Below are 24,142 nucleotides of genomic sequence, written 5' to 3'. Positions count from 1 at the left end.
CAAGGGGCCTGGTTCTCCTACAGTTGACCCTCGTGTCCGGACCCGAGCAGACGACCCGCACCGTCGTCGAGCTCCAGCGCAACGCGGACGGCGAGCTGAAGCGCCTCGCGCCGGTGGTCGACGAGCTCGGTGAGCTGTTCGCGGACGCCGGCCACGAGCTGGCGGTCGTCGGCGGTCCGGTGCGCGACGCGATGCTGGGCCGCCCGCACACCGACCTCGACTTCGCGACGTCCGCGCGGCCCGACGACACCGAGCGGCTGCTCGCGGCGTGGGGCGACGCGACCTGGGACATGGGCCGCGACTTCGGCACCATCGGCTGCCGCAAGGGCGACTGGACCGTCGAGGTGACGACCTACCGCTCCGAGGCCTACGACGCCGCCTCGCGCAAGCCGACCGTCGACTTCGGCGACACCCTCGAGGGCGACCTCGGGCGCCGCGACTTCACCGTCAACGCGATGGCGGTGCGGCTGCCGGGCCGGGTGGTCGAGGACCCGTACGGCGGCGTGGTCGACCTCGCGCAGGGGGTGCTGCGCACCCCGGGGCGGCCGGAGGACTCGTTCTCCGACGACCCGCTGCGGATGCTGCGCGCGGCGCGGTTCGCGGCCCAGCTGGGGTTCGACGTCGCGCCCGAGGTGGTCGCGGCGATGACCGCGATGGCCGAGCGGATCGAGATCATCTCGGCCGAGCGGATCCGCGACGAGCTCGTCAAGCTGATCTCGGCGTCGTACCCCCGGCGCGGGCTGGCCCTGCTCGTCGAGACCGGGCTCGCCCAGCGGGTGCTGCCCGAGCTGCCCGCGCTCGCCCTCGAGCGCGACGAGCACCACCGGCACAAGGACGTCTACGAGCACACGCTCACCGTGCTCGAGCAGTCGATCGACCTCGAGGACCGGCTCGGTGGTGGGCCCGACTTCATCTCGCGGTTCGCCGCTCTGATGCACGACGTCGGCAAGCCGCGGACCCGCAAGTTCCTCGACGACGGGTCCGTCACCTTCCACCACCACGACGTGGTCGGCGCGAAGATCACCCGCAAGCGGATGCAGGCCCTGCGCTTCTCCAAGGACGAGATCGACGCCGTCACCAAGCTGGTCGAGCTGCACCTGCGCTTCCACGGCTACGGCTCGGGCGAGTGGACCGACTCCGCCGTACGCCGCTACGTCCGCGACGCCGGCGACCAGCTCGCCCGCCTGCACGTGCTGACCCGCGCCGACTGCACCACGCGCAACCGCAACAAGGCCGAGCGGCTGCGGCGTACCTATGACGACCTCGAGGCCCGCATCGAGCGACTGCAGGAGCAGGAGGAGCTCGACGCGATCCGCCCGGACCTCGACGGCAACCAGATCATGGAGCTGCTCGGCATCGGCCCCGGCCGCGAGGTCGGGCAGGCCTACAACTTCCTGCTCGAGCTGCGCCTCGACCGCGGGCCGATGTCCCCCGAGGAGGCCGAGGCCGCCCTGCGCGAGTGGTGGGCCGGCCGTTCCTAGGTCGTCGGCGTAGATCGTCCGCCTGGATCGTCGGCCTAGCCTGTCGGCATGCGCAGCGACCTGTTCGACCAGACCAACCTCGAGCGGCAGAGCGAGGACCGGTTCGTCCTCCAGAACAGCCAGATGCTGCGGGTGGCGCTCGGCCCTGACGTGCTCGCGACCAAGGGGTCGATGGTCGCCTTCCAGGGACAGGTCCGCTTCGACCACGAGAAGTCCGGCAGCCTCGCCAAGCTCGCGAAGAAGATCATGACGTCGGAGGACGTCTCGCTGATGCGGGTCTCGGGTCAGGGCGAGGTGTTCTTCGCCGACCAGGCCGGCTACGTCTTCCTGCTCCAGCTCGAGGGCGAGGCGATCACCATCAACAGCCGGAACCTGATGGCCTTCGACGCCTCGCTCGAGTGGGACATCAAGCGCACCAAGGGCGCCGGGATGGCCTCCGGCGGGCTCTTCAACACCACGGTCTCCGGCACCGGGACCGTCGCGATCAACGTGGTCGGCAAGCCGGTCGTGCTCGACTGCTCGTCGCAGCCGACGTACGTCGACACCCAGGCCGCGGTGTGCTGGTCGGCCCACCTGGTGCCGGGCATCAACAACACCATGAACATGAGGTCGATGCTGCGCGGCGGCAGCGGCGAGGCCTTCCAGTACGCCTTCCACGGCCCCGGTTTCGTCGTCGTCCAGGCCTACGAGTGGACCGCTGCCGCGGGTCAGGCCAAGTCCGGTGGCGGTGGTGGCCTCACCGACCTGCTGGGCGGCTGACTGGGCCTGGGCTGGGGTGGGACGTGGGCTGGGGCGTGGGCTGGGGCGTGGGCTGGGCGGGTGGTGGCCCGGTCGTTTCGCGTCGAGTGACCCATATGACAGGTCAGGGAGCGCTCCCAACCTGCAGATCCGGTCACTCGACGACAACCGGGGGTCACTCGGCGGCGGCGTCCCGAGCATCCAGGATCTCGTCGAGCGTGGGCGATGCCGGAGATCCCAGCACCCACGTGTGAGGCCTGAGTTTCGCGCGCGCCTCTGCCTCGGCCATCCGGGTCACGATGATCGGGCGGTGGCGCATGTCGCGACCCACCACCTCGACCGGCTCGAGGCCGACCCGGCGAAACCCCGCCGACCTGCCGACGTCGTTCTGGTGCTGCTCAGGATCGCGGTGGTCGGCTCCGAGGTATTCACCGGCCACCCCGCGTCGCGGGTCGAGGAGGTCCGGGATGCCGACCAGGACGCCACCGTCGTCGAACACCTCGCGGTTCAGCAGCGGCGGCCCCCACATCGCGTCGAGCTCCCACACGAGACGGAACCTGTCCTCCTGCGGCGACCGGCATCCCTCGGCGGCCAGCGCGAGTCCACTGGCGACGATGCGCTTGTCGCGGTACCAGCGCCGCGTGGCGACGTAGAGCCGCATGCGCTTGAGCGAGGTGAGTTGGCCCCGGAAGGCGTTCCCGGCTGCCACCGCCATCTCGCGCGGGTCGTGCTGTTGAAGTCGCATCTCGTCGAAGAGCGCGCGTTCGGCCTTGGCGCAGCGGATGCCGTGCACGATGACGACCTCGTCCGGCGGAACGGTGTGGCGGACCACGAGCCGGCCCGGTGCGGTGCGGACGCGCCCACCGTCCACGGCGATCGGGACTGGCCTCCGGGTCCTGCCGTCACGCTCCAGCCCGTCGAAGTGACCGGCGCCGAGCAGGCGCAGAGCCGCCCACCCGGTCACGACTGCGGTCGGACCGGCGCCGGCGTACGCCTCCAGGATCCGCTGCTCGACCAGGTCGTCCGTCACGCTCGCCGGGACGACCCGACCAGGCGACGTCGAGCGGAAGCCCGGTCCCGCGGCCTGCCCTCGGGTCGGACCGTTCTCGCCGGTGGGGTCGACGCGCGCAGGCACCACCAACCCGGTGACAGGCGGGGCGATCGGGTCCCAGCGGTGCGGCACACGAGACGGCTGCCCGACCCGCCTGTGGAGGAATCAGCGCGGTGTGGGCCTGTGGAAATGCGTCGAGTGACCCGATCTGCAGTATGAAAACGGTTGCGAACCTGCGGATTGGGTCACTCGACGTCCCCGGCGCCAGCCGGGCACACAGTCAGCCTGGGAGAGGGAGCGTCACTCCTCACCGCGGATGAAGGCCTCCACGCGCGCGCGGCCCTCCTCGTCGGGGAGCTGCACCGGGGGCGACTTCATGAGGTACGACGACGCGGACAGGATCGGGCCGCCGAGGCCGCGGTCCTTGGCGATCTTCGCGGCGCGGATCGCGTCGATGATGATGCCGGCGGAGTTGGGGGAGTCCCAGACCTCGAGCTTGTACTCCAGGTTGAGCGGGACGTCGCCGAACGCGCGGCCCTCGAGGCGGACGTAGGCCCACTTGCGGTCGTCGAGCCACGCGACGTAGTCGGACGGGCCGATGTGGACGTTGCGGTCGTCGGCGCCTACGCCGGCCAGCGAGCCGGTGAGGTTGGACGTCACGGCCTGGGTCTTCGAGACCTTCTTGGACTCCAGGCGCTCGCGCTCGAGCATGTTCTTGAAGTCCATGTTGCCGCCGACGTTGAGCTGGTAGGTGCGGTCGAGGGCCACGCCGCGGTCCTCGAACAGCTTCGCCAGCACGCGGTGGGTGATGGTCGCGCCGACCTGCGACTTGATGTCGTCGCCGATGATCGGGACGCCGGCGTCCTCGAACTTCTTGGCCCACTCGGGGTCGGAGGCGATGAAGACGGGCAGGGCGTTGACGAAGGCCACGCCCGCGTCGATCGCGCACTGGGCGTAGAACTTGTCGGCCTCCTCCGAGCCCACCGGGAGGTAGGACACGAGCACGTCGGCCTGGGTGTCCTTGAGGACCTGGACGACGTCGACCGGCTCGGCGGCCGACTCCGCGATGGTCTGGCGGTAGTACTTGCCGAGGCCGTCGAGGGTGTGGCCGCGCTGCACCTCGATGCCGAGGGTGGGCACCTCGCAGATCTTGATGGTGTTGTTCTCGGAGGCGTTGATGGCCTCGGAGAGGTCCTTGCCGACCTTCATGTCGTCGACGTCGAACGCCGCCACGAACTCCACGTCGGAGACGTGGTAGTCACCGAAGGTGACGTGCATCAGCCCCGGCACCGTGGCGCTCGGGTCGGCGTCGCGGTAGTAGTGGACGCCCTGGATCAGGGACGTCGCACAGTTGCCGACTCCGACGATTGCTACTCGAACCGAACCCATGGGGTGCGTTTCCCTTCTCGATAGGTGCTGCGCGCCGGTCAGGACGTCTCAGCGGTGGTGGGCGGGGTGCCCAGGTTGGGCGCGGGCGGGTTGCCGCGCTCGGCGTTGATGAGGTCGGAGAGCCAGTTGACCTCGCGCTCGACCGACTCCACGCCGTGACGCTGGAGCTCTCCGGCGTACCGGTCGACCTCCTTCTCGGTCATGGAGAGCTCGCGCTGGATGCGGTCGAGGCGCTCCTGGAGCCGCGTCCGGCGGCCCTCGAGCACGCGCAGCCGGATCTCCATGTCGGTGGAGGAGAAGAACGCGAAGCGGATGTCGAAGTTGTCGTCCTCCCACGCGGTGGGACCGACCTCCGACATCAGCCGCTCGAACTCCCGGGTGCCGGCCTCGGTCACCTGGTAGACGATCTTGGGACGCCGCGAGGTCGGTGTCGACGCGGTCGACTCCTCGATCAGCGCGCCCCTGAGCATCTTCTTCAGCGTGGGGTAGAGCGAGCCGTAGGACAGCACCCGACCCCAGCCGAGCATGAGGTTGAGCCGCTTGCGCAGCTCGTAGCCGTGCATGGGGCCCTCGTGCAGCAGTCCGAGGACTGCCAGCTCGATGGTCTCTGCCCGACGTGCCACGCGACCTATCGTAGCGATATATCCACCAAGTGCGAATGGCTGGTACATCGAGTTCGGTCGTCGGGGTAGTCCCTGACGAAACGGCCCCTGGACATCCGATCCCGGGGCCGTTTCGTCAGGGACTACCCCGCCACCGGCGACCGGACCACCCCGCGACCACGGCGCGCGCGACCACGGCCCGACCATCGCCGCGACGGGCCCGTCAACTCGGCCATTCGTGGGCCGGTTGCGTACCCTCGTGCGACGTGGCAGGTAAGCGGAAGGCGGGTTCGGGCGGCGGGCAGGGCCGACCCCCCGCACGCAAGGCGGCCGCGGCGAGGCCCTCGGGAGCGGCCAAGAAGGCGGGCTCCAAGGCTCCCGCCACCAGGACGGGCAAGAAGGCCGGCAACAACAAGCCGGCGCGCGTGGTGCTCGGCCGCAACGGCAAGCCCAAGAAGGCGCGCACCCGCGGGCAGAAGGTCCGCCGCGCGCTGGTCTACGTCCTGCTGGCCTGTCTGGCAGGCGCCCTTGTCGTCGCCGGCGCGTTCGTCTACCTCTACCAGACCACCAAGCTGCCGGACCCGAACGCCGACTTCGAGACCAACACGTCGTTCGTCTACTACAGCGACGGCGAGAGCGAGCTCGGCCAGTACGCCGTCCAGAACCGCGACGCCATCGCCTACGACGAGATGCCGCAGGACATCAAGGACGCCGTCGTCGCCGCCGAGAACCGCACGTTCTGGAGCGACAGCGGCGTGGACTACCGCGGCATCGTCCGCGCGGTGTTCAACAACGCGTCCGGCAACGCCACCCAGGGCGCGTCGACGATCACCCAGCAGTACATCAAGGTCCTCTACCTCACCCAGGAGCGCTCCTACACGCGCAAGCTGAAGGAGGCGATCCTGTCGCTCAAGGTGGGGCGGCAGAAGTCCAAGAAGCAGATCCTCGAGGGCTACCTCAACACCATCTACTTCGGCCGCGGGGCGTACGGCGTCCAAGCCGCCGCGCAGGCCTACTTCGACAAGCCGGCGTCCGAGCTCGACCTCAAGGAGAGCGCGGCGCTCGCGGCCATCATCAACAACCCGAACGGCTTCGACCCGGCCGACGGCAAGGACGCCAAGCGCGCGCTGCGCGAGCGCTACGCCTACGTCCTCGACGGCATGGCGAAGGCCGACGAGATCACTGCCGAGGAGGCGAAGCGCGCGGCGCGCAAGCTGCCGAAGTTCCCTCCGCAGAAGGCGGACGACAAGTTCGGTGGCCAGAAGGGCCACGTGCTGACGATGGTGAAGAACGAGCTCACCACGCTCACCAACAAGGACACCGGCGAGCCGTTCACCGAGTCCGAGATCGACGGCGGCGGGCTCCGGGTGACCACGACGTTCACCCAGAAGGCGATGACCGCCGCCGAGGAGGGCGTCGCCGAGGTCCGGCCCGAGGGCAAGGAGTTCAGCGACAAGAACCTCCACGTCGCGGTGGCCAGCGTCGACGTCGGCAGCGGGGCGGTGCGCGGCATCTTCGCCGGCCAGGACTACCTCGACAGCGAGATCAACTGGGCGATCGCGGGCGGGCAGGCGGGCTCGTCGGTCAAGCCGTTCGCCCTGGCGGCGGGGCTCAAGGCCGGCTACTCGCTCAAGGACACCTTCGAGGGCAACTCGCCGTTCGTGCTCGACAACGGCGACGAGATCCGCAACGAGCAGGACAACGACTACGGCTCGGCGGTCAACCTGATCAAGGCCACCGAGGACTCGATCAACACGGCCTACACCGATCTCACGGTCTCGATGCCGGACGGGCCGCAGAAGGTCCTCGAGATGATGAACGCCATGGGCATCCCGCCCAACAAGGGCCCGGGCAAGCACTACGGTTTCCCCCGGGCCAGCGCGGGCCTCGACCCCTATCCGAGCATCACGCTCGGCAGCGCGACGATCAGCCCGATCAACATGGCCAACGGCTACGCGACGATCGCCAACGGCGGCCGGTTCAACCAGCCCTACATCATCGAGAAGGTCGAGTCGAAGGACGGCGAGGTCCTCTACGACCACTCCCTCAGCGACAAGCAGGTCATCGACAAGGACCAGGGCGCCGACATCGCCGCCGATGTGAGCTACGCGCTGCAGCAGGTCGTCGCGACCGGCACCGGCACCGCGGCGCAGGGCATCGACCGGCCGGCCGCCGGCAAGACCGGCACCGCGACCAACGCCCTCGACCAGGTCGACTCGGCCTGGTTCACCGGCTACACGCCCCAGCTGTCCACCTCGGTCATGTACGTCCGCGGCAAGGGCAACGAACAGCTCGACGGCTGGCTGCCGTCGTACTTCGGCGGCGACTACCCCGCCGACACGTGGACCGCGGTCATGAACCGCGACATGGAGGGCGTCGAGGAGGAGACCTTCCCGCCGCCGGCGTACGTCGACGGTGAGGCGCCCGACGACGGCCACCAGCCGACGCTGCCGCCGAAGCCCACGAAGAAGCCGAGCCCCACCAAGTCGGAGTCCACGGCCACCGGCAGGCCGACGAAGACGCCGACCGAGGTGCCGTCGCCGCCGACCACGCCGACCCAGGACCCGACGACCCAGCCGCCGACCACGGCGCCGCCGCCGCCACCACCCACGACGACGGCCCCGCCGCCGACCACCCCGACCTGCCCCGTCCTGGGCTGCACCACGCCGACGCCCAGCGCGACCGGCGTGCCGTCGCGCGCGGCGGCCACCGCGGCGGCCACCGCGGCGGCGACCCGCTCGGCGTTCGCCTGGGCGTGGTGGGACCGGATGCGCTGGTGACGTGACCCGCCGCCGAGCGGACGACCACGTCCACCCGACCCTGGACGACCCGGTCGTCACCGCCCTCAGCGAGGGCGTCGGCGGCCCCGTCGGAGCCCACGCCACCCGGCACCCCTGGTGGACGCCCGCCCGCGTGCTGGTGCTGGTCGCGGCGGCGTTCTTCGCGCTCGGGATGCTGCAGAAGAGCGGCTGCTACCAGGACACCTGGACGAACGACGACCGCTACACGCACATGTGCTACTCCGACCTGCCCTACCTCTACACCGGGCGCGGGCTGGTGGAGCTGGACTGGCCCTACACCGACGACCCGCAGGTGCGCTCGCGCTACGAGGTCATGGAGTACCCCGTCGGCATCGCCTACTTCGCGTACGGCGCCGCCTGGGTGACCCAGCAGGTGGCCGACTCGGGCGACGTGCACGCCCGCTCCGACCAGCAGGTCGAGGACGTTGCCGCCACCCCGCAGGTGCGCAAGGAGCAGCGCGGCTTCGTGATCGTCAACGCGCTGGTCTTCGGGGCGCTCGCCATCCTCTCGGCGTGGCTCCTCGCCGGTGCCCACCGCCGGCGGCCGTGGGACGCCGCCGCCTTCGCGGCCTCGCCGGCCCTGCTGCTCACCGGGCTCATCAACTGGGACCTGCTCGCGGTGGTGATGGTCGCCGGCGCCCTCTTCACGTGGGCACGCGGCCGGCCGGTGGCGACCGGCCTCCTCGTCGGCCTCGGCACCGCGACCAAGCTCTACCCGCTCTTCCTGCTCGGCCCGATCGCGATCATCTGCCTGCGCGAGCGGCGCTACCGCGACCTGGTCGACACGGTGCTCGCGGCCGCGGGCGCGTGGTTCGTGCTCAACGCCCCGGCGTACGTCGTGGGGCAGGACGAGTGGAAGCGGTTCTGGGAGTTCAACTCCGAGCGCGGCCCCGACCTCGGCTCGGCCTGGCTGGTGGTGAGCCAGTGGTCGGGTGAGGCGATCGCGGCGGGCACCGTCAACCACTGGTCGTGGGCGCTGTTCGGGCTGTGGTGCGCCGCGGTCGCGGCGGTGGGGTTCCGCGCGCCGAGCACGCCGCGGCTGGCGCAGCTCGGCTTCCTCGTGGTCGCCGGCTTCCTGCTCGTCAACAAGGTCTACTCGCCGCAGTACGTCCTGTGGCTGCTGCCGCTGGCCGTGCTCGCCCGGCCGCGCTGGCGAGACCAGCTGGTGTGGCAGGCGAGCGAGGTCGTCTACTTCGCGTCGGTGTGGTGGTACCTCAACGGCGACCTGCAGCCCAACGAGGGCGACCAGGTCGGGTGGTACTGGGTCGCGATCCTGATCAGGATGCTCGGCGAGCTCTACCTCGTCGCGATCGTCACCCGCGACGTGCTGCGGCCGGACCTGGACCCCGTGCTCGGCGACCGTGGCGACGACCCGTCCGTCGAGCCGGCCGACCACCAGTTGGTGCCGAATCAGCGCAATCGCGCCGAACCGGCGCTGTTCCACGCGTGAAACAAGACCAAATCAGCGCAAAGGCGCCGAAAGTGCACCCGGGGCAGCACCCGGCTCAGCCGACGTCGACGCGGTCGAACGTCGTCGCGGTGTAGCGCACGCGCGCGTCGACCCGGTCGCCCACCTCGGGCACCGCGGCGTCGGCAGGCAGGAACAGCATCGAGGCCTGCATGTGCGGCGGCTCGGCGAAGAGCCGCTGCTTGCCGTCGACCCAGAACGGCGACCGGGTGAGGCCCATCGCGTCGAGCCCGCTGCGGGCGACGACCGCGGCGCGGGCCTTGAGCCCGGCCTCGCCCTTGGGCGACTCCAGGCCGATCCCGTGGGCGGTGCCGCCGCTCACGACCAGCAGGGTGCCGTCGCGGGGAGCGGTGCGGCCGCGGTAGCCGAACCCGTCGCCGCGCGCGAGCGGGTGCGCGTCGAGCACGGTCGCGGTCACCCGCAGCGCGTCCCGGTCGCCGAGCCACAGGTCGGTGCCGATGCGCGGGCGGATCTCCAGGTCGGCGTACGACGAGCGCAAGGTGGTGAGCTCGGCCGCGGTCAGGTGGCTGACCCAGACCGTGCGGGTCGGCAGCCCGGCCGCGACCAGGTCGGTGAGCAGGCGCTCTACCTCGGCGAGGTGCCGTCCGGCGGCGAGCGGCAGGTGCAGCGCCACGCCCTCGAGGCGGCCGCCGCGCAGCGCCCGCGCGCCGTCCGAGCCGAGGCCCCAGAGCTCCTGCGCCGACATGCCGTGCCGCCGCATCGACGTGCGGAGCTCGAGCACGAACCGCGCCCCCGGCTGTGCCGCGAGCAGGCCGCCCAGGTCGTCGGGCCGGCTCACCGTGTGGACCACCCGCCGCTCCAGCGAGGCGTCCGGCGCCGGGTGGAAGGAGCGCCACGGCGTCAGCACCAGCAGGTCGCCGGGGAAGCGGCCGGCGACCTCGGGCAGCTCCTCGTAGGTGCCGACCGCGAGCGTGTCCGCACCGAGCCACGCGGCCTTGCGCGCCAGCCGGCCGAGGGTGAAGCCGTAGCCGTTGCCCTTCGCCACGGGCACCAGCCCCGGCGTGGCCTCGGCGTAGCCGCGCAGGTGACCGCGCCAGCGCTCGCCGTCGACCGCGAGCACCAGCGCCATCAGCGCCTGCTCATGTAGAGCTCGAAGGCCTTGTAGATCGCCTTGTTGGTCGGGCCGTCGAGCGGGAGGTCCCACTCGCCGGCGTGCTCCACGGCCTCGCCGCCGGTGCCGACCTTGAACTGGATCAGGCCGACGTGGCTGTCGTCCGCGTCGAGGGTCGGCGTGATGCCGCGCAGGTCGTAGACGTCGGCGCCCGCCTCGAGCGCGGCCTGCATCATCGCCCACTGCACCGCGTTGGAGCCGCGGACGTCGCGCTTCTCGGTGGAGGAGGCGCCGTAGGAGTACCACGCGTGCGCGCCGACGCGGACCATGATCGTGGCGGCCACGAGGTCGCCCTCGTGCCGGCCGAGGTAGAGGCGGAACCGGTCGGGCTCCTCGGCACCGAGCGCGTCGGCCATCACCCGGAAGTACGGCAGCCCGCGCGGCGTGAAGTGGTCGCGCTCGGCGGTGTGGACGTAGAGGTCGTGGAAGAGCTTGAGGTCGCCCTCCTCCTCGCCGCGGCCGCTGCTGGTGGTCACCTCGACGCCGGCCTTGCCGGCCTTCTTGATGTTGCGGCGCCAGAGCTGGTTCATGCCGGCGAGGACGTCGGCCTCGGTGCGGCCGGACAGCGGGACCTGGAAGACGTACTGCGGCTGCCCGAGCGCGAACCCCTCCTCCGTGCCCTGCGGGCGCCACCCCAGCGAGGTGAGCTGGGAGACGACCCGCGCCCCCACCGGGTCGCGATCGGTGGGCTGCAGGTCCGCGAGGCGGCGTACGCCGGGGTCGGCGAGTCCCTCCTTGACCTGCGCCGCGCTCCACCGGCGCGTCACCACCGGCGGGCCCATCCGGATGCCGAACGCGCCCTGGCCCTTGACATGGGCGGCCAGCGGCGCCAGCCACTCGCCGAGCCGGTCGGTCGACCAGTCGATGACCGGGCCCTCGGGCAGGTAGGCGAGGTAGCGCTTGACCTTCGGCAGCTGGCGGTAGAGCACCAGGCCCGCGCCGACGAGCGCGGCGTCGTCGCCGGGACCGTCGAACCAGCCGAGTGACTCGTGGCGCCACTCCGACTTCACCCGGCCCCACGCCGGGGTCTGCAGGAAGCTCGCCGAGCGCTGGGAGCGGAGGAAGGCGAGGTGGTCCTCCGGGCTGATGGCGCGCACGGTGGGAGTCACCCGTCGAGGTTATCGGGAAGCACCTCGGCGGCTCGGGGTGCTCGCAGACGGCGCACGAACCTGCCACGCTGTGCAGGCGACGTGTATCAGGCGCCGTTGTCGTCGCTCTTCCTCGTCGTGACCTTCCCTACCACCGTGCTCTCGGAGGCGACCGTGACGATCGGCGGCGCTGCGACCGAGCGCCCCGGCGACGTCTGGGGCGAGGCGGCCTCCGCCTTCGAGCGCTGGACCGCGGGCGACGCGGTGGCGCTCGACGAGCTGGTCCGGGTGATGACCCCGGTGCTCTGGCACGTCGTGCGCGCCCACCGCCTCGAGGCGGACGTTGCCGAGGACGTCGTGCAGACCACCTGGCTGGCCCTGGTGAAGGCCCGCGGGTCGATCCAGGAGCCCGCCGCCGTGGGCGGCTGGCTGACCACGACCGCACGCCGGGAGGCGTGGCGCGTGGCCAAGGCCAGCGGCCGCGGGATCCCGGTCGAGGACGACGAGCTCGCCCGCCGCCTGCCCGACGCGGGCTCCGCCGAGGCCGAGGTCGTGCGCCGCGACGGCGACGACCGGCTGTGGGACGCCGTCGAGCGGCTCTCCGAGCGGTGCCAGGCGCTGCTGCGGATCGTGGCCTTCGAGCACCGCCCCGACTACACCAAGATCGCCGCCGACCTCGGGATGCCGGTGGGCAGCATCGGCCCGACCCGCGGCCGCTGCCTCCAGAAGCTTCGCGCCCTCATCGACACGAACGGGGACAGCCATGAGTGAGCTGAGCGACGACGACCTCCTGGCCGGCGTCCGCACCTACTGGGAGACCCAGGACGCCGTGCCCGAGGGCATGGTGGCCCGGCTCCAGACCGCCGCGGCCCTCGCGGCGTCCGACCTCGACCTCGAGCTGATGCTGCTCGTCGAGCGGACCGAGGAGCTCGCCGGCGCCCGCGGCGCCTCCGCCACGGCGTACACCCTGCGCTTCGCCCACGACGGCGTCGACCTGCTGCTGCGGATCTCCACCGACGGCAGCTCGCCCCGCATCGACGGGTGGGTCGTCCCGCCGTCGCCGATCACCGTGGTCGTCCTCCGCGACAGCGAGGAGCTCGCGACGCTCGAGGTCGGCGACACCGGCCGCTTCGAGCTGCCCGGCCTGACCCCCGGCATGCTCCGTCTCCGGCTGGAGCCGGCCGACGGCACCACGCCGTTCATGACGCCCGCCTTCGAGATCTGAGGACTGCCGATGACCCACCCCGACTCCGAGCGGTTCGTGCCCGTGCGTCGCCCGAAGCGGTTCCCCGACGTCGACGACTGGCAGCGCTGGGCGGGGCCGGCGTTCCCGATCGGCGTGGTCAACCCCGCGAGCGGCCCGGAGGTGGACGGCCAGCCCCGGCCGATGCCGACGGCGTACGTCGGCGACCGGCTGCTGGTGCGCACCGCCGACGAGGCGGGCGCGGCCCGGCTCACGACGCTGGCCAGCGCGCTGCGCAGCCTCAACTGGGAGCTCGACACCACCGAGTTCGACGACGAGGCCAACGCCGGCGCGCTGCAGCGGTCGGTGCGGATCGTGGTCGGGCGCGGCGTGGCGACCCGGCCCCCGGACGCGTGGGTGCTGCTCCAGCAGGCCCGCGCGGAGGCCCGGCGGCCCGAGGAGGAGCGGCGGGCGGACGCCGAGGCGAACCGCGAGACGTTCGTCGAGCGCAACGAGGCCGAGGAGCTGCTCCGCGGCGTCACCCTCGACCACCTGCTCGACGTGCACCCGATCGACGGCAACCCCTACCACTGGTCGAACCCCTACCACTGGTCGAACCCGTACCACTGGTCCAACCCCTACCACTGGAGCAACCCCTCCGGCGGCGGCATGGACAACCCGGTGGCGAGCTACGCCGCCCCGGGCTCGGGCGGCCGACAGCCGATCGCCTACGTGGGCCCGCGGCCGCCCCGCAAGGACGACTACCAGGGCCGCCGCCCCACGGTCGCCATCCTCGACACCGGGTGCGGTGACCACGACTGGTTCGCCGGCGGGGTGGTCGAGAAGGGCATCGAGGTCGACAGCACGGCGATCGGCTACATCACGCCCTCTGACGACCCGGAGCTCACCGGCGACGTCGTGGGGATGCTCGACGGCGTCATCGACCCGATGGCCGGGCACGGGACGTTCATCGCCGGACTCGTGATGCAGGGCTGTCCCGACGCCCAGATCCTGGCGTTCCGCGTGGTGCCGTCCGACGGCCCGATCGTGGAGTCGGACCTCGTGACGACCCTCCAGCAGATCCGCGACCTGGCGCGGCTCGGGCGCAGCACCGGCGGCAAGGAGGGGCGGATCATCGACGTGCTCAACCTGTCGATGGGCTACTACCACGAGACCCCGCAGGACCTGCTCTTCGACCCGACGATGTACGAGATCCTCCGCGACATCTCGCTCACCGGCTGCGTGGTGGTCTGCTCGGCCGGCAACGACGCCACGTCGCGGCCCAGCTTCCCGGCGGCGTTCGCGCCGTGGTCGACCGGCGCCCCGCCGGTCACGCTCGACCCGGACGCGCCCCCGATCGTCTCGGTGGGCGCGAAGAACCCCAACAGGGTCACCGACGCGCTGTTCAGCAACATCGGCCCCTGGGTCACGTGCTACACGACCGGGGCCGCGGTGATGAGCACGTTCCCGACGACGTTCCAGGGCGGCCTCGAGCCCGCGGCGCGCAGCGAGAAGAACGGCCGGCCGCGCGAGACCATCGACCCCGACGACTTCCGCGGCGGGTTCGGGGTGTGGAGCGGCACGTCGTTCTCCGCACCGATCGTCGCGGCGCGGATCGCCGCGGCGCTCGAGCCGCGGATCGCGGACGGCGACGACGAGGCGACCGCGCTCCAGCGGGCGCGCGACGCGGTCGCCGCGGTGCAGGCCAAACCGGACCAGTAGCGCGACAATCGGCGGGTGCTGTCGGCCGAGGAGCTGCACGCCCGCGGGGTCGCCGCCATCAACGGCGGCCGGGTGCGGGCGGCGCGCGCGCCGCTGCAGCAGGCCCTCGAGCGCTCGCGGGACGACGCCACGACCGGTGCGATCGAGGCGAGCCTCGCCTACGTCGAGGCGGAGACGGGCAACCGCGCGGTCGCGATGCAGCTGTGCGAGTCCGCGCTCCAGCGGTCCGGGCTCTCCGACGAGACGAGGGGGTCGCTGCTCAGCCAGCACGGCCTGCTGGTGATGCTCTCGGGGCAGATGGCCGAGGCGGTCGAGGAGTTCGACCGGGCCATCGGCGCGCTCGCGGCCTTCCCGGTGCCGCTCGGCCGCGCGCTGGGCAACCGGGGCACCGCCCACCTCCAGCTCAACAACCTGGCCGAGGCGCAGGCGGACTTCGAGCGGGCCGTGGCGCTGCTGCACGAGCACGAGCTCCCGCTCGAGGCGGCCATGGGGGAGCACAACCTCGGCTACACCCGCTTCCTCGCCGGCGACCTCGCCGGTGCCCTCATCGACATGGGCGCGGCGGCGCCGGTGCTGGCGCCGCTGAGCCCGGTGAGCGCGGCCGTGGGCGACCAGGACCGCGCGGAGGTCCTCATGGCCGCCGGCCTGCTCGACGAGGGCCGGGCGGCGCTCGACGAGGCGGCCCGCGCGTACGGCGTCGCCCGGCTCGCCCGCCGGCAGGCGGAGGCCGAGCTCACGCTCGCCCGCTCCCTCCTCCTGACCGCGCCGCGCGACGCGGCGGTGGTCGCCCGGCGAGCGGCCCGCCGGTTCGCGCGGGCCGGCGCGGTCGCGTGGCAGCACCGCGCCGATGCGGTCCGGGTGCAGGCCGAGCTCGCGACGGGACGGGTCCGGCCCGCCGTGCTGGACGAGGGCGCGTCGCTCGTCGAGGAGCTGCGCGGCCACGGGCTGCGGTGGGAGGCCGCCGCGCTGCGGCTGGCGATCGCGAAGGCGCGCGTGGGCTCGGGCGAGCCCGACGGGGCGCGCGCGCTGCTGCAGCGGTCGGACCTGGCCTCGTCGGCACCGCTGTCGGTGCGGCTGCAGGCCCGTGACGTCCGTGCCGGTCTGTCCGACGCGCGCTCGGCGTTCGGTCACGTCAAGGCCGGCCTCGACGACCTGCACGCGTGGCAGAGCTCGTTCGGGTCGCTGGACCTCCAGACCAACGTGGTCGGGCACGGCGTCCGCCTCGCGGTGCGGGGACTGTCGCTGGCGGTGCGGTCGCGGTCGGACGCCGTCCTGTTCGAGTGGTCGGAGCGCGCGCGGATGCTGGCCTCGCGGGTCCAGCCGGTGCGCGCGCCCCAGGACCCCCAGACCGTCGCCGACCTCACCGAGCTCCGGGCCGGGCCGCCGCCCGGGCGCGAGGCCGAGCTCCGGCGGCGGATCCGGGAGCAGGCCTGGCAGCGGCAGGGCTCCGGCGCGGTCGCCGACCCCGTCGGCCTGGCGGAGCTGCAGGCCCGCCTCGGCGCGGAGACGGCCCTGGTCGCCTACGTCGTCACCGCCGACGGCGTCGTCGCGCTGGTGGTCACCGCGGACGGCACGGTCCGTCGAGACCTGGGCGACCGGTCGCGGCTCGACGACGCCCTCGGCGGCATGCTGGCCGACCTCGACATGGCCGCGGCCGACCTGCCGGGCGCGCTCGCCGGCTCGGTGCGCGGCACGCTGGCCCGCCGGCTCGAGTCGGTGGCGGACGTGCTGGTCGCCCCGCTCTCGGACGACCTGGGCTGGCGCCGGGCGGTGCTGACGCCCTCGGGGGTGCTGGCCGGGGTCCCGTGGACGCTGCTGCCCGGGCTGGTCGGCCGGCCGGTCACCGTGGCGCAGAGCGCCACCTCGTGGCTGGCGCGCGCGGCGTCGCCGCTGCGGACGGGCTCGGCCGGGTTCGTGGCCGGGCCGCGCGTCGTACGCGCCGAGGCGGAGGTGCGCGCGGCGGCGGCGACCTGGGGGTCGGCGCCCGTGCTCGCCGGCGCCGACGCGACGGCGCCGGCCGTCTCGGAGCTGGCCGGCCGGGTCGACGTCCTGCACGTCGCGGCGCACGGCCGGCACTCGGCGGAGAACCCGCTATTCTCCGGGCTCGAGCTCGTCGACGGCACGTGGTTCGGCTACGACATCGACCAGCTGCCCGCCGTGCCCGACGTCGTGCTGCTCTCCGCGTGCGAGGTCGGCCGCTCCTCGGTCCGGTGGGGCGAGGAGCTGATCGGCATGACCGCCGCCTGGCTGCACGCCGGAGCGCGCTGCGTGGTGGCCAGCCCCGCCGCGGTCAACGACGAGGCCGCGCACGACGTGCTGGTCCGGGTGCACGAGGCGCTGGCCTCCGGAGCTGACCCGGCCGCGGCGCTGGCCGCGACCGTGTCCGCGGCGTCCGCTGACGCGGCCCCGGCGCCGTTCCTCTGCTCCGGCTGAGCGCAGCACGGACCGGCGACGGAACTTTCCGGCCCGTCCCGGTATCAGACGGTCGGGAGGCGGCTCCTCATCGCTGACCCTGCACCCGCAGCGCATTCCCCAGGAGAGCTTCATGAGCATGTCGCTGACCAGCCCGGCTCCGTCGTACGCCGAGGATCGCTTCGTCGTGATCCGCGACCCCCGACCGGGCACCATCGTCGAGGTCGGACCCGGCAGCCACCTGGCCGTGCGGTTCCGTCGCGGTCTCGGTGCGAGCCGCTGGCACGTCGCGGGGCTGCCCGGCCACCTGCTGGCGCTCCCGGTGTCGGTCGACGGCGGGCACGAGTTCCAGTTCCTGGTCTTCGGGGCCGGGTCCGCCGCCGCGCCGGTGCGCTTCGAGCGCCGCCACCCCGAGCGCGACATGGCGCACGAGGTCTGCGAGCTGCTGGTGCTGCCGGTCAGCGACGTCCCTCGGACGGCCTGAAGGGCAGGCTCCTCAGAGCCGCTCGCGGAGCCACGCGAAGTCGGCCGTGTGCTCCTTCGCGCCGCCGGGGGTCTCGCAGATGACGGGGGCGTCGGCGTCGCGGACGACGGCGGCGAGGAGATCGGGGTCGATCCTGCCGGCGCCGAAGTTGGCGTGCCGGTCAGCGCCGGAGTCGAACTCGTCGCGGCTGTCGTTGCAGTGGACGAGGTCGATGCGCCCGGTGATCTTGCGGACGTCGTCGACGACGGTCTCCATCGGGTTGCCGCCGGCGTGGGCGTGGCAGGTGTCGAGGCAGAAGCCGACCATGTCGAACCCCTCCGCCTTCGAGATCGCCTCCCAGACCCCCGCGATCCGGTCGAGGTAGCGGGTCATCGCGTTGGTGCCGCCCGCGGTGTTCTCGATGAGCAGCGGGATCTTGAGGTCGGTGGCCTCGATCGCCTTGCGCCAGTTGTCGAAGCCCTTGGCCGGGTCGTCGTCGTCGGTGACGTGACCGCCGTGGACGATCAGCCCCTTGGCGCCGATCTCGGCCGCGGCGTCCATGTGCTGCTGGAGCAGCTTGCGGCCGGGGATCCGCTGGCGGTTGTTGGTCGTGGCGACGTTGATCAGGTAGGGAGCGTGGACGTAGAGGTCGACCCCGGCGTCGGCCGCGTCGGCCTTGAGGCCCTCGGCACCGCCGGCGTACTTCACCACCGGGCCCTTGAAGCTCTGGGGGTCGCCGAGGAAGAACTGCACCAGCGGCGCGTTGCGGGCCTGCGCCTCGGCGATCGGGTCGGTCTGCTCGACGTGGGCTCCGATGTCCATGACCTCACAGTACGAGCCGCGGCGGACACCGCTCCGGGCTCACCAGGGGACGACGCCGTCCCTGCCGATGAAGCCACCCGGCAGCTCGTCCGCGACGCACGCCTCGATGATCGGCTCGGCGCCCTCCGGCACGGTCTGGACGCCCGAGAAGTCGTTGAGGCTCGTCGCGGTGTAGCCGGGGTCGACCGCGGTGACCCGGACGCCGGGGAGCGACTTGGCGTACATCGTCGTCACCATGTTGAGCGCCGCCTTCGACGACGGGTAGACGATCCCCCAGATCGTGGACTCCCGGCGCGACCTATCCTGGGTGACCGCGAAGGAGCCCAGGCCGCTCGAGACCATCACCAGGCGCGGGCGCGGCGAGCGCTCGAGCAGGGGCAGGAAGGCGTTGGTCACCCGCACCGGGCCGAGCAGGTTCACGCCGAAGACCGGCAGGAAGTCCGCGGGCCGGGTGTCGGCCGGCAGCGCGCGGGTGCTGTTGATGCCGGCGTTGTTGACGAGGACGTCGAGTCCGGTGCCGGCCCGGACGACCTCGTCGTACGCCGCCGCGACGGACTCGTCGCTGGTGACGTCGAGCTGCACGACCCGGACGTCCGCGTCCGGTCGCGCGTCGAGGATCTCCTTGGCGGCCGACTCCCCGCGGGCGGTGTCGCGTGCGCCGAGCCAGACGGTCCAGCCGCGCTCTGCGAGCCGCGCCGCGGTCTCGGCGCCGAGCCCCTGGTTGGCGCCGGTGATCAGGACGGTGGTGCGAGAGGTGGTCATGACCCCACCGTGCGTCGTCCGGGCCGGCGCCGGGAGGGCCGGTTGATCGTGGGACCGACGGTCCTACCCACGTCCCTACCCGCGTCGCCGGCGGCGAGCGATGCTGGTGAGGTGAAGCCGAACCGTCCCGAGCTGGCCCGCGCCCTCAAGCGGGCCCGCGACCGGGTCCGACCCGAGGACGTCGGCCTGCCGGCCGGGCTGCACCGCCGGGTCCCGGGACTGCGCCGGGAGGAGCTGGCGATGCTGGCGGGGATCAGCGTCGACTACGTCGTCCGTCTCGAGCAGGGGCGCGGGCCCCACCCCTCGGAGCAGGTGCTGTCGGCGCTGTGTCGCGCCCTTCGCCTGGGGTCCGACGAGCGCGACCACGTCTTCCACCTCGCCGGGAGCGCCCCACCGGCGACGGGCCTCATCGACCTGCACGTGCGGCCGAGCGTGATGCGGCTCATCGACCGGTTCCACGACCTCCCCGCCCTGGTGATGAGCGCGAAGTGCGACGTCCTGGCGTGGAACGCGATGTCCTCGGCGCTGCACGGCGACTGGTCGCGCCTGCGCCCGGAGCGACGCAACCAGCCGCGGCTGCGCTTCCTGCCCGACCCGACGGACCCGCCGCGCAGCGCGGTGGGCGGCACGCCCGAGGAGCGGGCCGGCACCGCGGCCCAGACGGTGGCCAACCTCCGCTCGGTCGCCGGGCGCTATCCCGACGACCCCGGCCTGGCCCGGCTCCTCGAGGACCTGCACGAGGGCTCGGCGGAGTTCCGCGAGCTGTGGGGCAGCACCGACGCGAACCTGTGGCGCAGCCACGCCAAGACCGTGACCCACCCGACGCTCGGCGAGCTGAGGCTGGAGTGCGACACGCTGCACGTCCCGGACGCCGACCAGACGCTGATCGTCTACTCGGCGGCTCCCGGCAGCCGCGAGGCCGAGGCCCTGGCCCTGCTGCGGGTGGTGGGCACCCAGGACCTCACCACCCGGGAGCTCACCACCCGGGAGCTCACCACCCGGGAGCTCACCACCCAGGAGTCCAGCACCGCGCCGTGAGCTCGCCGAGCCGGCGCAGCGCCGCCGCAGCGGTCGGGCGCCGCGCGGCCTCGGTGCGCGTCATGGAGTCGCAGAGGGTCAACAGGGCGGCGTGGCCGGCCAGCGCGCGCCGGGCGACGAGGCCGGCGGCGTAGACGTCCTGGCTCGGGTCGGGCGGCGCGCCCGCCAGCCGCTCGGGCGCCAGGAACGACGGCGTGCCCACCACCGGGGCCGGCCGCCCGGCGTGCCGGGCCACGCCGAAGTCGGCGAGCAGGAGGTGGGGGCGAGGGCCGTCGCGGACCAGGAGGTTGGCCGGCTTGACGTCGCCGTGGACGATGCCACGGGCGTGGACGGCCGCCAGCGCGTCGAGGAGCTGGGCGAGCAGGTGCGCGACCAGCGGCTCCGGCAGCGGCCCGCGGCGCGCGAGCAGGTCGCGCACCGAGCCGCCGGGCACCAGCTCCATCGCGATGAGCGCGATGTCGTCCTCCGCGGCCCAGCCCAGCGGCGAGAGCACGTGGGGGTGCTCGATCCGGTGTGCCTGCTCGCGCACCAGGTCGAGCAGCCGGTCCGGGTCGGCGCCGCGCACCACCTTCGCCGCCACGTCGCGGCGGGTGCGCAGGTCGCGCGCCCGGTGGACGGTCCCCGCGCCGCCGGCACCGATCTGCTCGAGCAGCACGTAGCGACCGGCCACGGGACTCGCTCGGCGCAGCTGCACGGGCGGAAACTAGCCGCGCTCGGCGTACGCCGGGGCGGGCTCTCCACAGGCCTCGGGCCCGCCGCTCGGATTCGTCCTGGCGCCCGGCCCGCTGCTAGCCTTTCCTGTCCGTCGCGGCCAGACGCCACGGCGTGACCAACGCACAAGCCCTCCTGCCACGGAGAGACCGTGGCCGCTGAGCCCACAGGAGGTGGAACTGCTTTGCGTGCCTATGAAGTGATGGTCATCCTCGACCCCAGTCTCGAAGAGCGCACCGTCGGTCCGTCGCTCGACAAGTACCTCAACGTCATCCGCAAGGACGGCGGGTCGGTCGAGTCGGTCGACATCTGGGGCCGTCGTCGCATGGCCTACGAGATCAAGAAGAACCAAGAGGGCATCTACGCGGTGGTCAACCTGACCGCCGAGCCCGCCACCGTCAAGGAGCTCGACCGCCAGCTCACGCTGAACGAGTCGATCCTGCGGACCAAGGTCATCCGGCCCGACAACAAGTAGGCCCGTGCCGCGGGCGCCCGGTCCGGCCGGGTCGCCTGTGGATGAGCCCTTCCCACCGTCGGTGCCTGCGGCAACGATGGGTGGGACCCACAGCGGGACGACACAGCGGGACGACAAGGAGACCCAATGGCAGGCGAGACCATCATCACCGTGGTCGGCAACCTCACCGACGACCCCGAGCTGCGCTTCACGCCTTCGGGCGCCGCGGTCGCCAACTTCACGGTGGCCTCGACTCCGCGCAACTTCGACAAGAACACCAACGAGTGGGTCGACGGCGAGGCCATGTTCCTGCGCTGCTCGATCTGGCGCCAGGCGGCGGAGAACGTCGCCGAGTCGCTCCAGCGGGGCATGCGCGTCGTCGTCCAGGGTCGCCTGAAGGCCCGCTCCTACGAGGACCGTGAGGGCCAGAAGCGCACGGTCTTCGAGATCGAGGTCGACGAGGTCGGCCCCTCGCTCAAGTTCGCGACCGCCAAGGTCAACCGCACCAGCCGCCAGGGCGGCGGGGGCGGCTACTCCGGCGGAGGCGGCCAGGGCGGACAGGCCGGCCAGGGCGGACAGTCCTCGCCCGCGGCCGACCCGTGGGCCACCCCGGCCCCCGCGGCCGGTGGCACCGGTGGCGGCGCTCCCGCCGGCGACCCGTGGGGCGCACCCTCGGCGCCGGCCGACGAGCCCCCGTTCTGACCTCGACAGCACCCATCCCAACCGACCATTCCGGCCCCGACGCGGGGCCGGGCTTCTGAGGAGGAAGCACCACAATGGCCAAGCCCGTACTCCGCAAGCCCAAGAAGAAGGTCTGCCAGTTCTGCAAGGAGAAGGCGACCGGTGCCGACTACAAGGACACCGCCCTGCTCCGCAAGTTCATCTCCGACCGCGGCAAGATCCGCGCGCGTCGGGTGACCGGCAACTGCGTCCAGCACCAGCGCGACGTCGCCATCGCGGTCAAGAACGCCCGCGAGGTGGCCCTGCTGCCCTACACGTCCACCGGTCGCTGAGAAAGGGGATCTGCGCGATGAAGCTCATCCTCACCCAGGAGGTCACCGGCCTCGGTGCCCCCGGCGACGTCGTCGAGGTCAAGGACGGCTACGGCCGCAACTACCTCGTCCCCCGTGGCGAGGCGATCCGCTGGACCCGCGGCGCCGAGAAGACCATCGACTCCATCAAGAAGGCCCGCACCGCCCGCGCGGTGCGCGACCACGACTCCGCCGAGGCCATCAAGGCCAAGCTCGAGGGCGGCCCGGTCGCGGTCAAGGTCCGGGCCGGCGAGGCCGGACGCCTCTTCGGTGCCGTCACGGTCACCGACATCGCCGAGGCGATCAGCGAGGTCTCCGGCCAAGAGGTCGACAAGCGGACCATCGCGGTCGGCAACCCGATCAAGTCGCTCGGCGCCCACGAGGTGACCGTCCGGCTGCACGACGAGGTGTCCGCCACGGTGGCCCTCAACGTCATCCCTGCCTGACCCGCACGCACGCTCGACGGCCCCGCCGGCTCCTCGTGAGCCCGCGGGGCCGTCGTACGTCGGGTGCCCGCCCGCCGCGTCCGGGCGTCAGCGCGCCACGATCGCGTCGACCGCGACCGCACCGTGCCGGGGGACCTTGAGCGCCTTGATCTGGACCACGCCGCTCAGACGGGTGGCGTCGGGGGCGCGCAGCTCGAAGACGTGCAGCCGCTCCCGCGTCGCCGACCGCAGCCGCACCTTGATCCACGGGTTCCTGCCCACCCGCACCGCCACCTTGCCGAGCCGCGGGCCGATCGGCGCGTAGAGCCGGAGCTCCCGCACGCCCACGACCTTGCCGAGACGGAGCCGGGCGCCCTTCGTCGCGGTGGCGACGTAGTCGCCGTCGTAGGACGCGCGGCTCCTGACCCTCTTCCAGGTCCTGGCCCCACCGGGCTCGAGGTCGAGGGGCACGAAGAAGGTGAGCGTGGCGGGCGTCGTGTCGAAGTGGCCGTCCTGGTCGACGGCCTGCGCGACGAAGACCTGGGGGCCGGGCTCGAGCCCGGTGAGCACGTTGAGCCCCGCCTGGCAGGGCACCGCCCGTGCGTTCACCGCGCAGTTGAACGACGCGGGCTCGCTGGCGCTGAGCTGGAGGCTGGGCCGCGCGGTCCGGGTGACGGGGTCGCCGGGCGTGATCTGGTCCTGCGGTCCCCCGCTGATCGCGGTGTCGGGCGCGTCGTCGGCGCCCGCCGCCGAGGCCGGCGCCGCCACCGTCGGTGCGAGCAGCGCCAGCACCGCGGTGGCCGGGACGACCAGCGCGAGGCGTGCCCGGCGGCGCCTGGGGGAGGGGGGCATGCGAGCAGGTTAGGGGGTGGTCGGTGCCCGCCCGCCCGTGGTCCCGGGACTAGTCACCGTAAGGGCCGGTGCGGCGGTGCTGGCCCGCACGGTACTAGTCCCTACACACCGGTGGATAAGGATGTGGATGAGCCCTTGACCGGCGACGCCCGCGGCCTTTGTCGACAAAGCCACCGGGTGATCGCGAGGTGACCGTCCGGTGACCGGACACCGGGGCGATCTATTTTCGCTCCACACCGGTGGACGGCCGTCCTCGCAGGTCAGAGCGCTGCGCACGGTGAGGTCGACCGTCAGGTCCACAGGGCTTTCCCCAAGCTGTGCACAGGGTTGCCGAGTGTCGTCCACGCGGATCGCCGGGTTCTCCCCAGGGGGTGTGGATGGCAGGCTTCCCAGGCGCGCCGAGGGGTGCCTAGGTTGCTCCGAGCGCATCCCGCGAACCGCGCCCCGCAAGCGCCGTCCGACCACCCGCCAGGCCCGCTCCGGGCCGGGTCGATCGGCGCTGTCGGCGGTCGGCCCT

The 24,142-nt window shown here is 72.7% G+C and carries 23 protein-coding genes; 14 read left to right on the top strand and 9 right to left on the bottom strand.

The genetic code is table 11. The features are described 5' to 3' along the window. Positions 1 to 32: 32 nt before the first annotated feature. The gene (locus G514_RS0123700; RefSeq protein WP_028653770.1) at positions 33 to 1,481 is read left to right on the top strand and encodes a CCA tRNA nucleotidyltransferase; all 1,449 of its coding nucleotides are present in this window, start codon (positions 33 to 35) and stop codon (positions 1,479 to 1,481) included. A 48-nt stretch (positions 1,482 to 1,529) separates the two neighbouring features. Then, positions 1,530 to 2,240 carry an AIM24 family protein gene (locus G514_RS0123695; RefSeq protein ID WP_028653769.1) on the top strand — a complete coding sequence of 237 codons (711 nt, stop codon included), beginning with the start codon at positions 1,530 to 1,532 and terminating at the stop codon, positions 2,238 to 2,240. A 154-nt stretch (positions 2,241 to 2,394) separates the two neighbouring features. On the opposite strand, the gene G514_RS0123690 is transcribed toward G514_RS0123695, so the two are convergent. From G514_RS0123690 to G514_RS28720, 3 genes are all read right to left on the bottom strand, one after another. Next, complete coding sequence (locus G514_RS0123690; protein WP_157545200.1) at positions 2,395 to 3,249, bottom strand: hypothetical protein; 855 nt, start codon at positions 3,247 to 3,249, stop codon at positions 2,395 to 2,397. A gap of 321 nt (positions 3,250 to 3,570) precedes the next feature. Next, positions 3,571 to 4,659 (bottom strand): inositol-3-phosphate synthase, encoded by a 1,089-nt coding sequence (locus G514_RS0123685; RefSeq protein ID WP_028653767.1) that lies wholly within the window; start codon positions 4,657 to 4,659, stop codon positions 3,571 to 3,573. A gap of 38 nt (positions 4,660 to 4,697) precedes the next feature. Beyond that, a complete protein-coding gene (locus tag G514_RS28720; RefSeq protein WP_036566172.1) occupies positions 4,698 to 5,282 on the bottom strand; it encodes a PadR family transcriptional regulator in 585 nt (194 codons plus the stop codon). A 245-nt stretch (positions 5,283 to 5,527) separates the two neighbouring features. On the opposite strand from G514_RS28720, the gene G514_RS28715 reads away from it, so the two are divergent. Both G514_RS28715 and G514_RS28710 read left to right on the top strand, forming a co-directional pair. Then, the gene (locus G514_RS28715) at positions 5,528 to 8,041 is read left to right on the top strand and encodes a transglycosylase domain-containing protein (protein WP_169576565.1); all 2,514 of its coding nucleotides are present in this window, start codon (positions 5,528 to 5,530) and stop codon (positions 8,039 to 8,041) included. 1 nt (position 8,042) lies between these two features. Further along, entirely contained in the window at positions 8,043 to 9,512 is a 1,470-nt protein-coding gene (locus G514_RS28710; RefSeq protein ID WP_051248195.1) for a glycosyltransferase family 87 protein, read from the top strand. 55 nt (positions 9,513 to 9,567) lie between these two features. Here G514_RS28710 and G514_RS0123665 read toward each other — a convergent pair whose 3' ends face one another. Further along, the gene (locus G514_RS0123665; RefSeq protein WP_028653766.1) at positions 9,568 to 10,620 is read right to left on the bottom strand and encodes an alanine racemase; all 1,053 of its coding nucleotides are present in this window, start codon (positions 10,618 to 10,620) and stop codon (positions 9,568 to 9,570) included. Continuing rightward, positions 10,620 to 11,771 (bottom strand): lipid II:glycine glycyltransferase FemX, encoded by a 1,152-nt coding sequence (locus G514_RS0123660; protein WP_028653765.1) that lies wholly within the window; start codon positions 11,769 to 11,771, stop codon positions 10,620 to 10,622. The genes G514_RS0123665 and G514_RS0123660 overlap by 1 nt, the downstream gene beginning before the upstream one ends. 96 nt (positions 11,772 to 11,867) lie before the next feature. On the opposite strand from G514_RS0123660, the gene G514_RS0123655 reads away from it, so the two are divergent. The 5 genes from G514_RS0123655 (at position 11,868) to G514_RS0123635 (ending at position 17,551) form a co-directional block, all read left to right on the top strand. Next, entirely contained in the window at positions 11,868 to 12,521 is a 654-nt protein-coding gene (locus G514_RS0123655; protein WP_245582321.1) for an RNA polymerase sigma factor, read from the top strand. Further along, positions 12,514 to 12,975, top strand: a complete 462-nt coding sequence (locus tag G514_RS0123650) for a hypothetical protein (RefSeq protein WP_028653763.1) — start codon at positions 12,514 to 12,516, stop codon at positions 12,973 to 12,975. Before G514_RS0123655 ends, G514_RS0123650 begins: the two co-directional genes overlap by 8 nt. A 9-nt stretch (positions 12,976 to 12,984) precedes the next feature. Further along, positions 12,985 to 14,655: a S8 family peptidase gene (locus tag G514_RS28705; protein ID WP_051248193.1), complete on the top strand. Its 1,671-nt coding sequence runs from the start codon at positions 12,985 to 12,987 to the stop codon at positions 14,653 to 14,655. A gap of 15 nt (positions 14,656 to 14,670) precedes the next feature. Then, complete coding sequence (locus G514_RS28700) at positions 14,671 to 17,088, top strand: CHAT domain-containing protein (protein WP_051248192.1); 2,418 nt, start codon at positions 14,671 to 14,673, stop codon at positions 17,086 to 17,088. Between the two features lie 112 nt (positions 17,089 to 17,200). Then, on the top strand, positions 17,201 to 17,551 hold the full coding sequence (locus G514_RS0123635; protein WP_028653762.1) for a hypothetical protein: 351 nt from the start codon (positions 17,201 to 17,203) through the stop codon (positions 17,549 to 17,551). A 12-nt stretch (positions 17,552 to 17,563) separates the two neighbouring features. On the opposite strand, the gene G514_RS0123630 is transcribed toward G514_RS0123635, so the two are convergent. Beyond that, a complete protein-coding gene (locus tag G514_RS0123630) occupies positions 17,564 to 18,352 on the bottom strand; it encodes a deoxyribonuclease IV (protein WP_028653761.1) in 789 nt (262 codons plus the stop codon). 39 nt (positions 18,353 to 18,391) lie between these two features. Then, complete coding sequence (locus G514_RS0123625; RefSeq protein WP_028653760.1) at positions 18,392 to 19,114, bottom strand: SDR family NAD(P)-dependent oxidoreductase; 723 nt, start codon at positions 19,112 to 19,114, stop codon at positions 18,392 to 18,394. Between the two features lie 111 nt (positions 19,115 to 19,225). Between G514_RS0123625 and G514_RS28695 the strand changes: the two genes are divergently transcribed. Then, positions 19,226 to 20,152 (top strand): helix-turn-helix transcriptional regulator, encoded by a 927-nt coding sequence (locus tag G514_RS28695; RefSeq protein ID WP_051248190.1) that lies wholly within the window; start codon positions 19,226 to 19,228, stop codon positions 20,150 to 20,152. Here G514_RS28695 and G514_RS28690 read toward each other — a convergent pair. Next, complete coding sequence (locus tag G514_RS28690) at positions 20,121 to 20,846, bottom strand: serine/threonine-protein kinase (protein WP_211222220.1); 726 nt, start codon at positions 20,844 to 20,846, stop codon at positions 20,121 to 20,123. The genes G514_RS28695 and G514_RS28690 overlap by 32 nt on opposite strands. A 201-nt stretch (positions 20,847 to 21,047) precedes the next feature. On the opposite strand from G514_RS28690, the gene rpsF reads away from it, so the two are divergent. The 4 genes from rpsF (at position 21,048) to rplI (ending at position 22,794) form a co-directional block, all read left to right on the top strand. Continuing rightward, positions 21,048 to 21,338, top strand: a complete 291-nt coding sequence (gene rpsF / locus G514_RS0123610) for a 30S ribosomal protein S6 (protein WP_028653759.1) — start codon at positions 21,048 to 21,050, stop codon at positions 21,336 to 21,338. Positions 21,339 to 21,464: 126 nt separating this feature from the next. Beyond that, positions 21,465 to 22,019 carry a single-stranded DNA-binding protein gene (locus G514_RS0123605; RefSeq protein WP_028653758.1) on the top strand — a complete coding sequence of 185 codons (555 nt, stop codon included), beginning with the start codon at positions 21,465 to 21,467 and terminating at the stop codon, positions 22,017 to 22,019. 74 nt (positions 22,020 to 22,093) lie between these two features. Next, the gene (rpsR, locus tag G514_RS0123600; RefSeq protein WP_028653757.1) at positions 22,094 to 22,330 is read left to right on the top strand and encodes a 30S ribosomal protein S18; all 237 of its coding nucleotides are present in this window, start codon (positions 22,094 to 22,096) and stop codon (positions 22,328 to 22,330) included. Positions 22,331 to 22,347: 17 nt separating this feature from the next. Continuing rightward, the gene (gene rplI / locus G514_RS0123595) at positions 22,348 to 22,794 is read left to right on the top strand and encodes a 50S ribosomal protein L9 (RefSeq protein ID WP_028653756.1); all 447 of its coding nucleotides are present in this window, start codon (positions 22,348 to 22,350) and stop codon (positions 22,792 to 22,794) included. 87 nt (positions 22,795 to 22,881) lie between these two features. Here rplI and G514_RS0123590 read toward each other — a convergent pair whose 3' ends face one another. Beyond that, a complete protein-coding gene (locus G514_RS0123590; protein WP_028653755.1) occupies positions 22,882 to 23,625 on the bottom strand; it encodes a hypothetical protein in 744 nt (247 codons plus the stop codon). Positions 23,626 to 24,142 lie beyond the last annotated feature (517 nt).

This window comes from Nocardioides halotolerans DSM 19273, from assembly GCF_000422805.1.
In the GTDB taxonomy this organism is placed as follows: Bacteria; Actinomycetota; Actinomycetes; order Propionibacteriales; family Nocardioidaceae; genus Nocardioides; species Nocardioides halotolerans.
The sequence above is the reverse complement of the archived record's forward strand: the minus strand, read 5'-3'. Positions and strand labels throughout refer to the sequence as shown.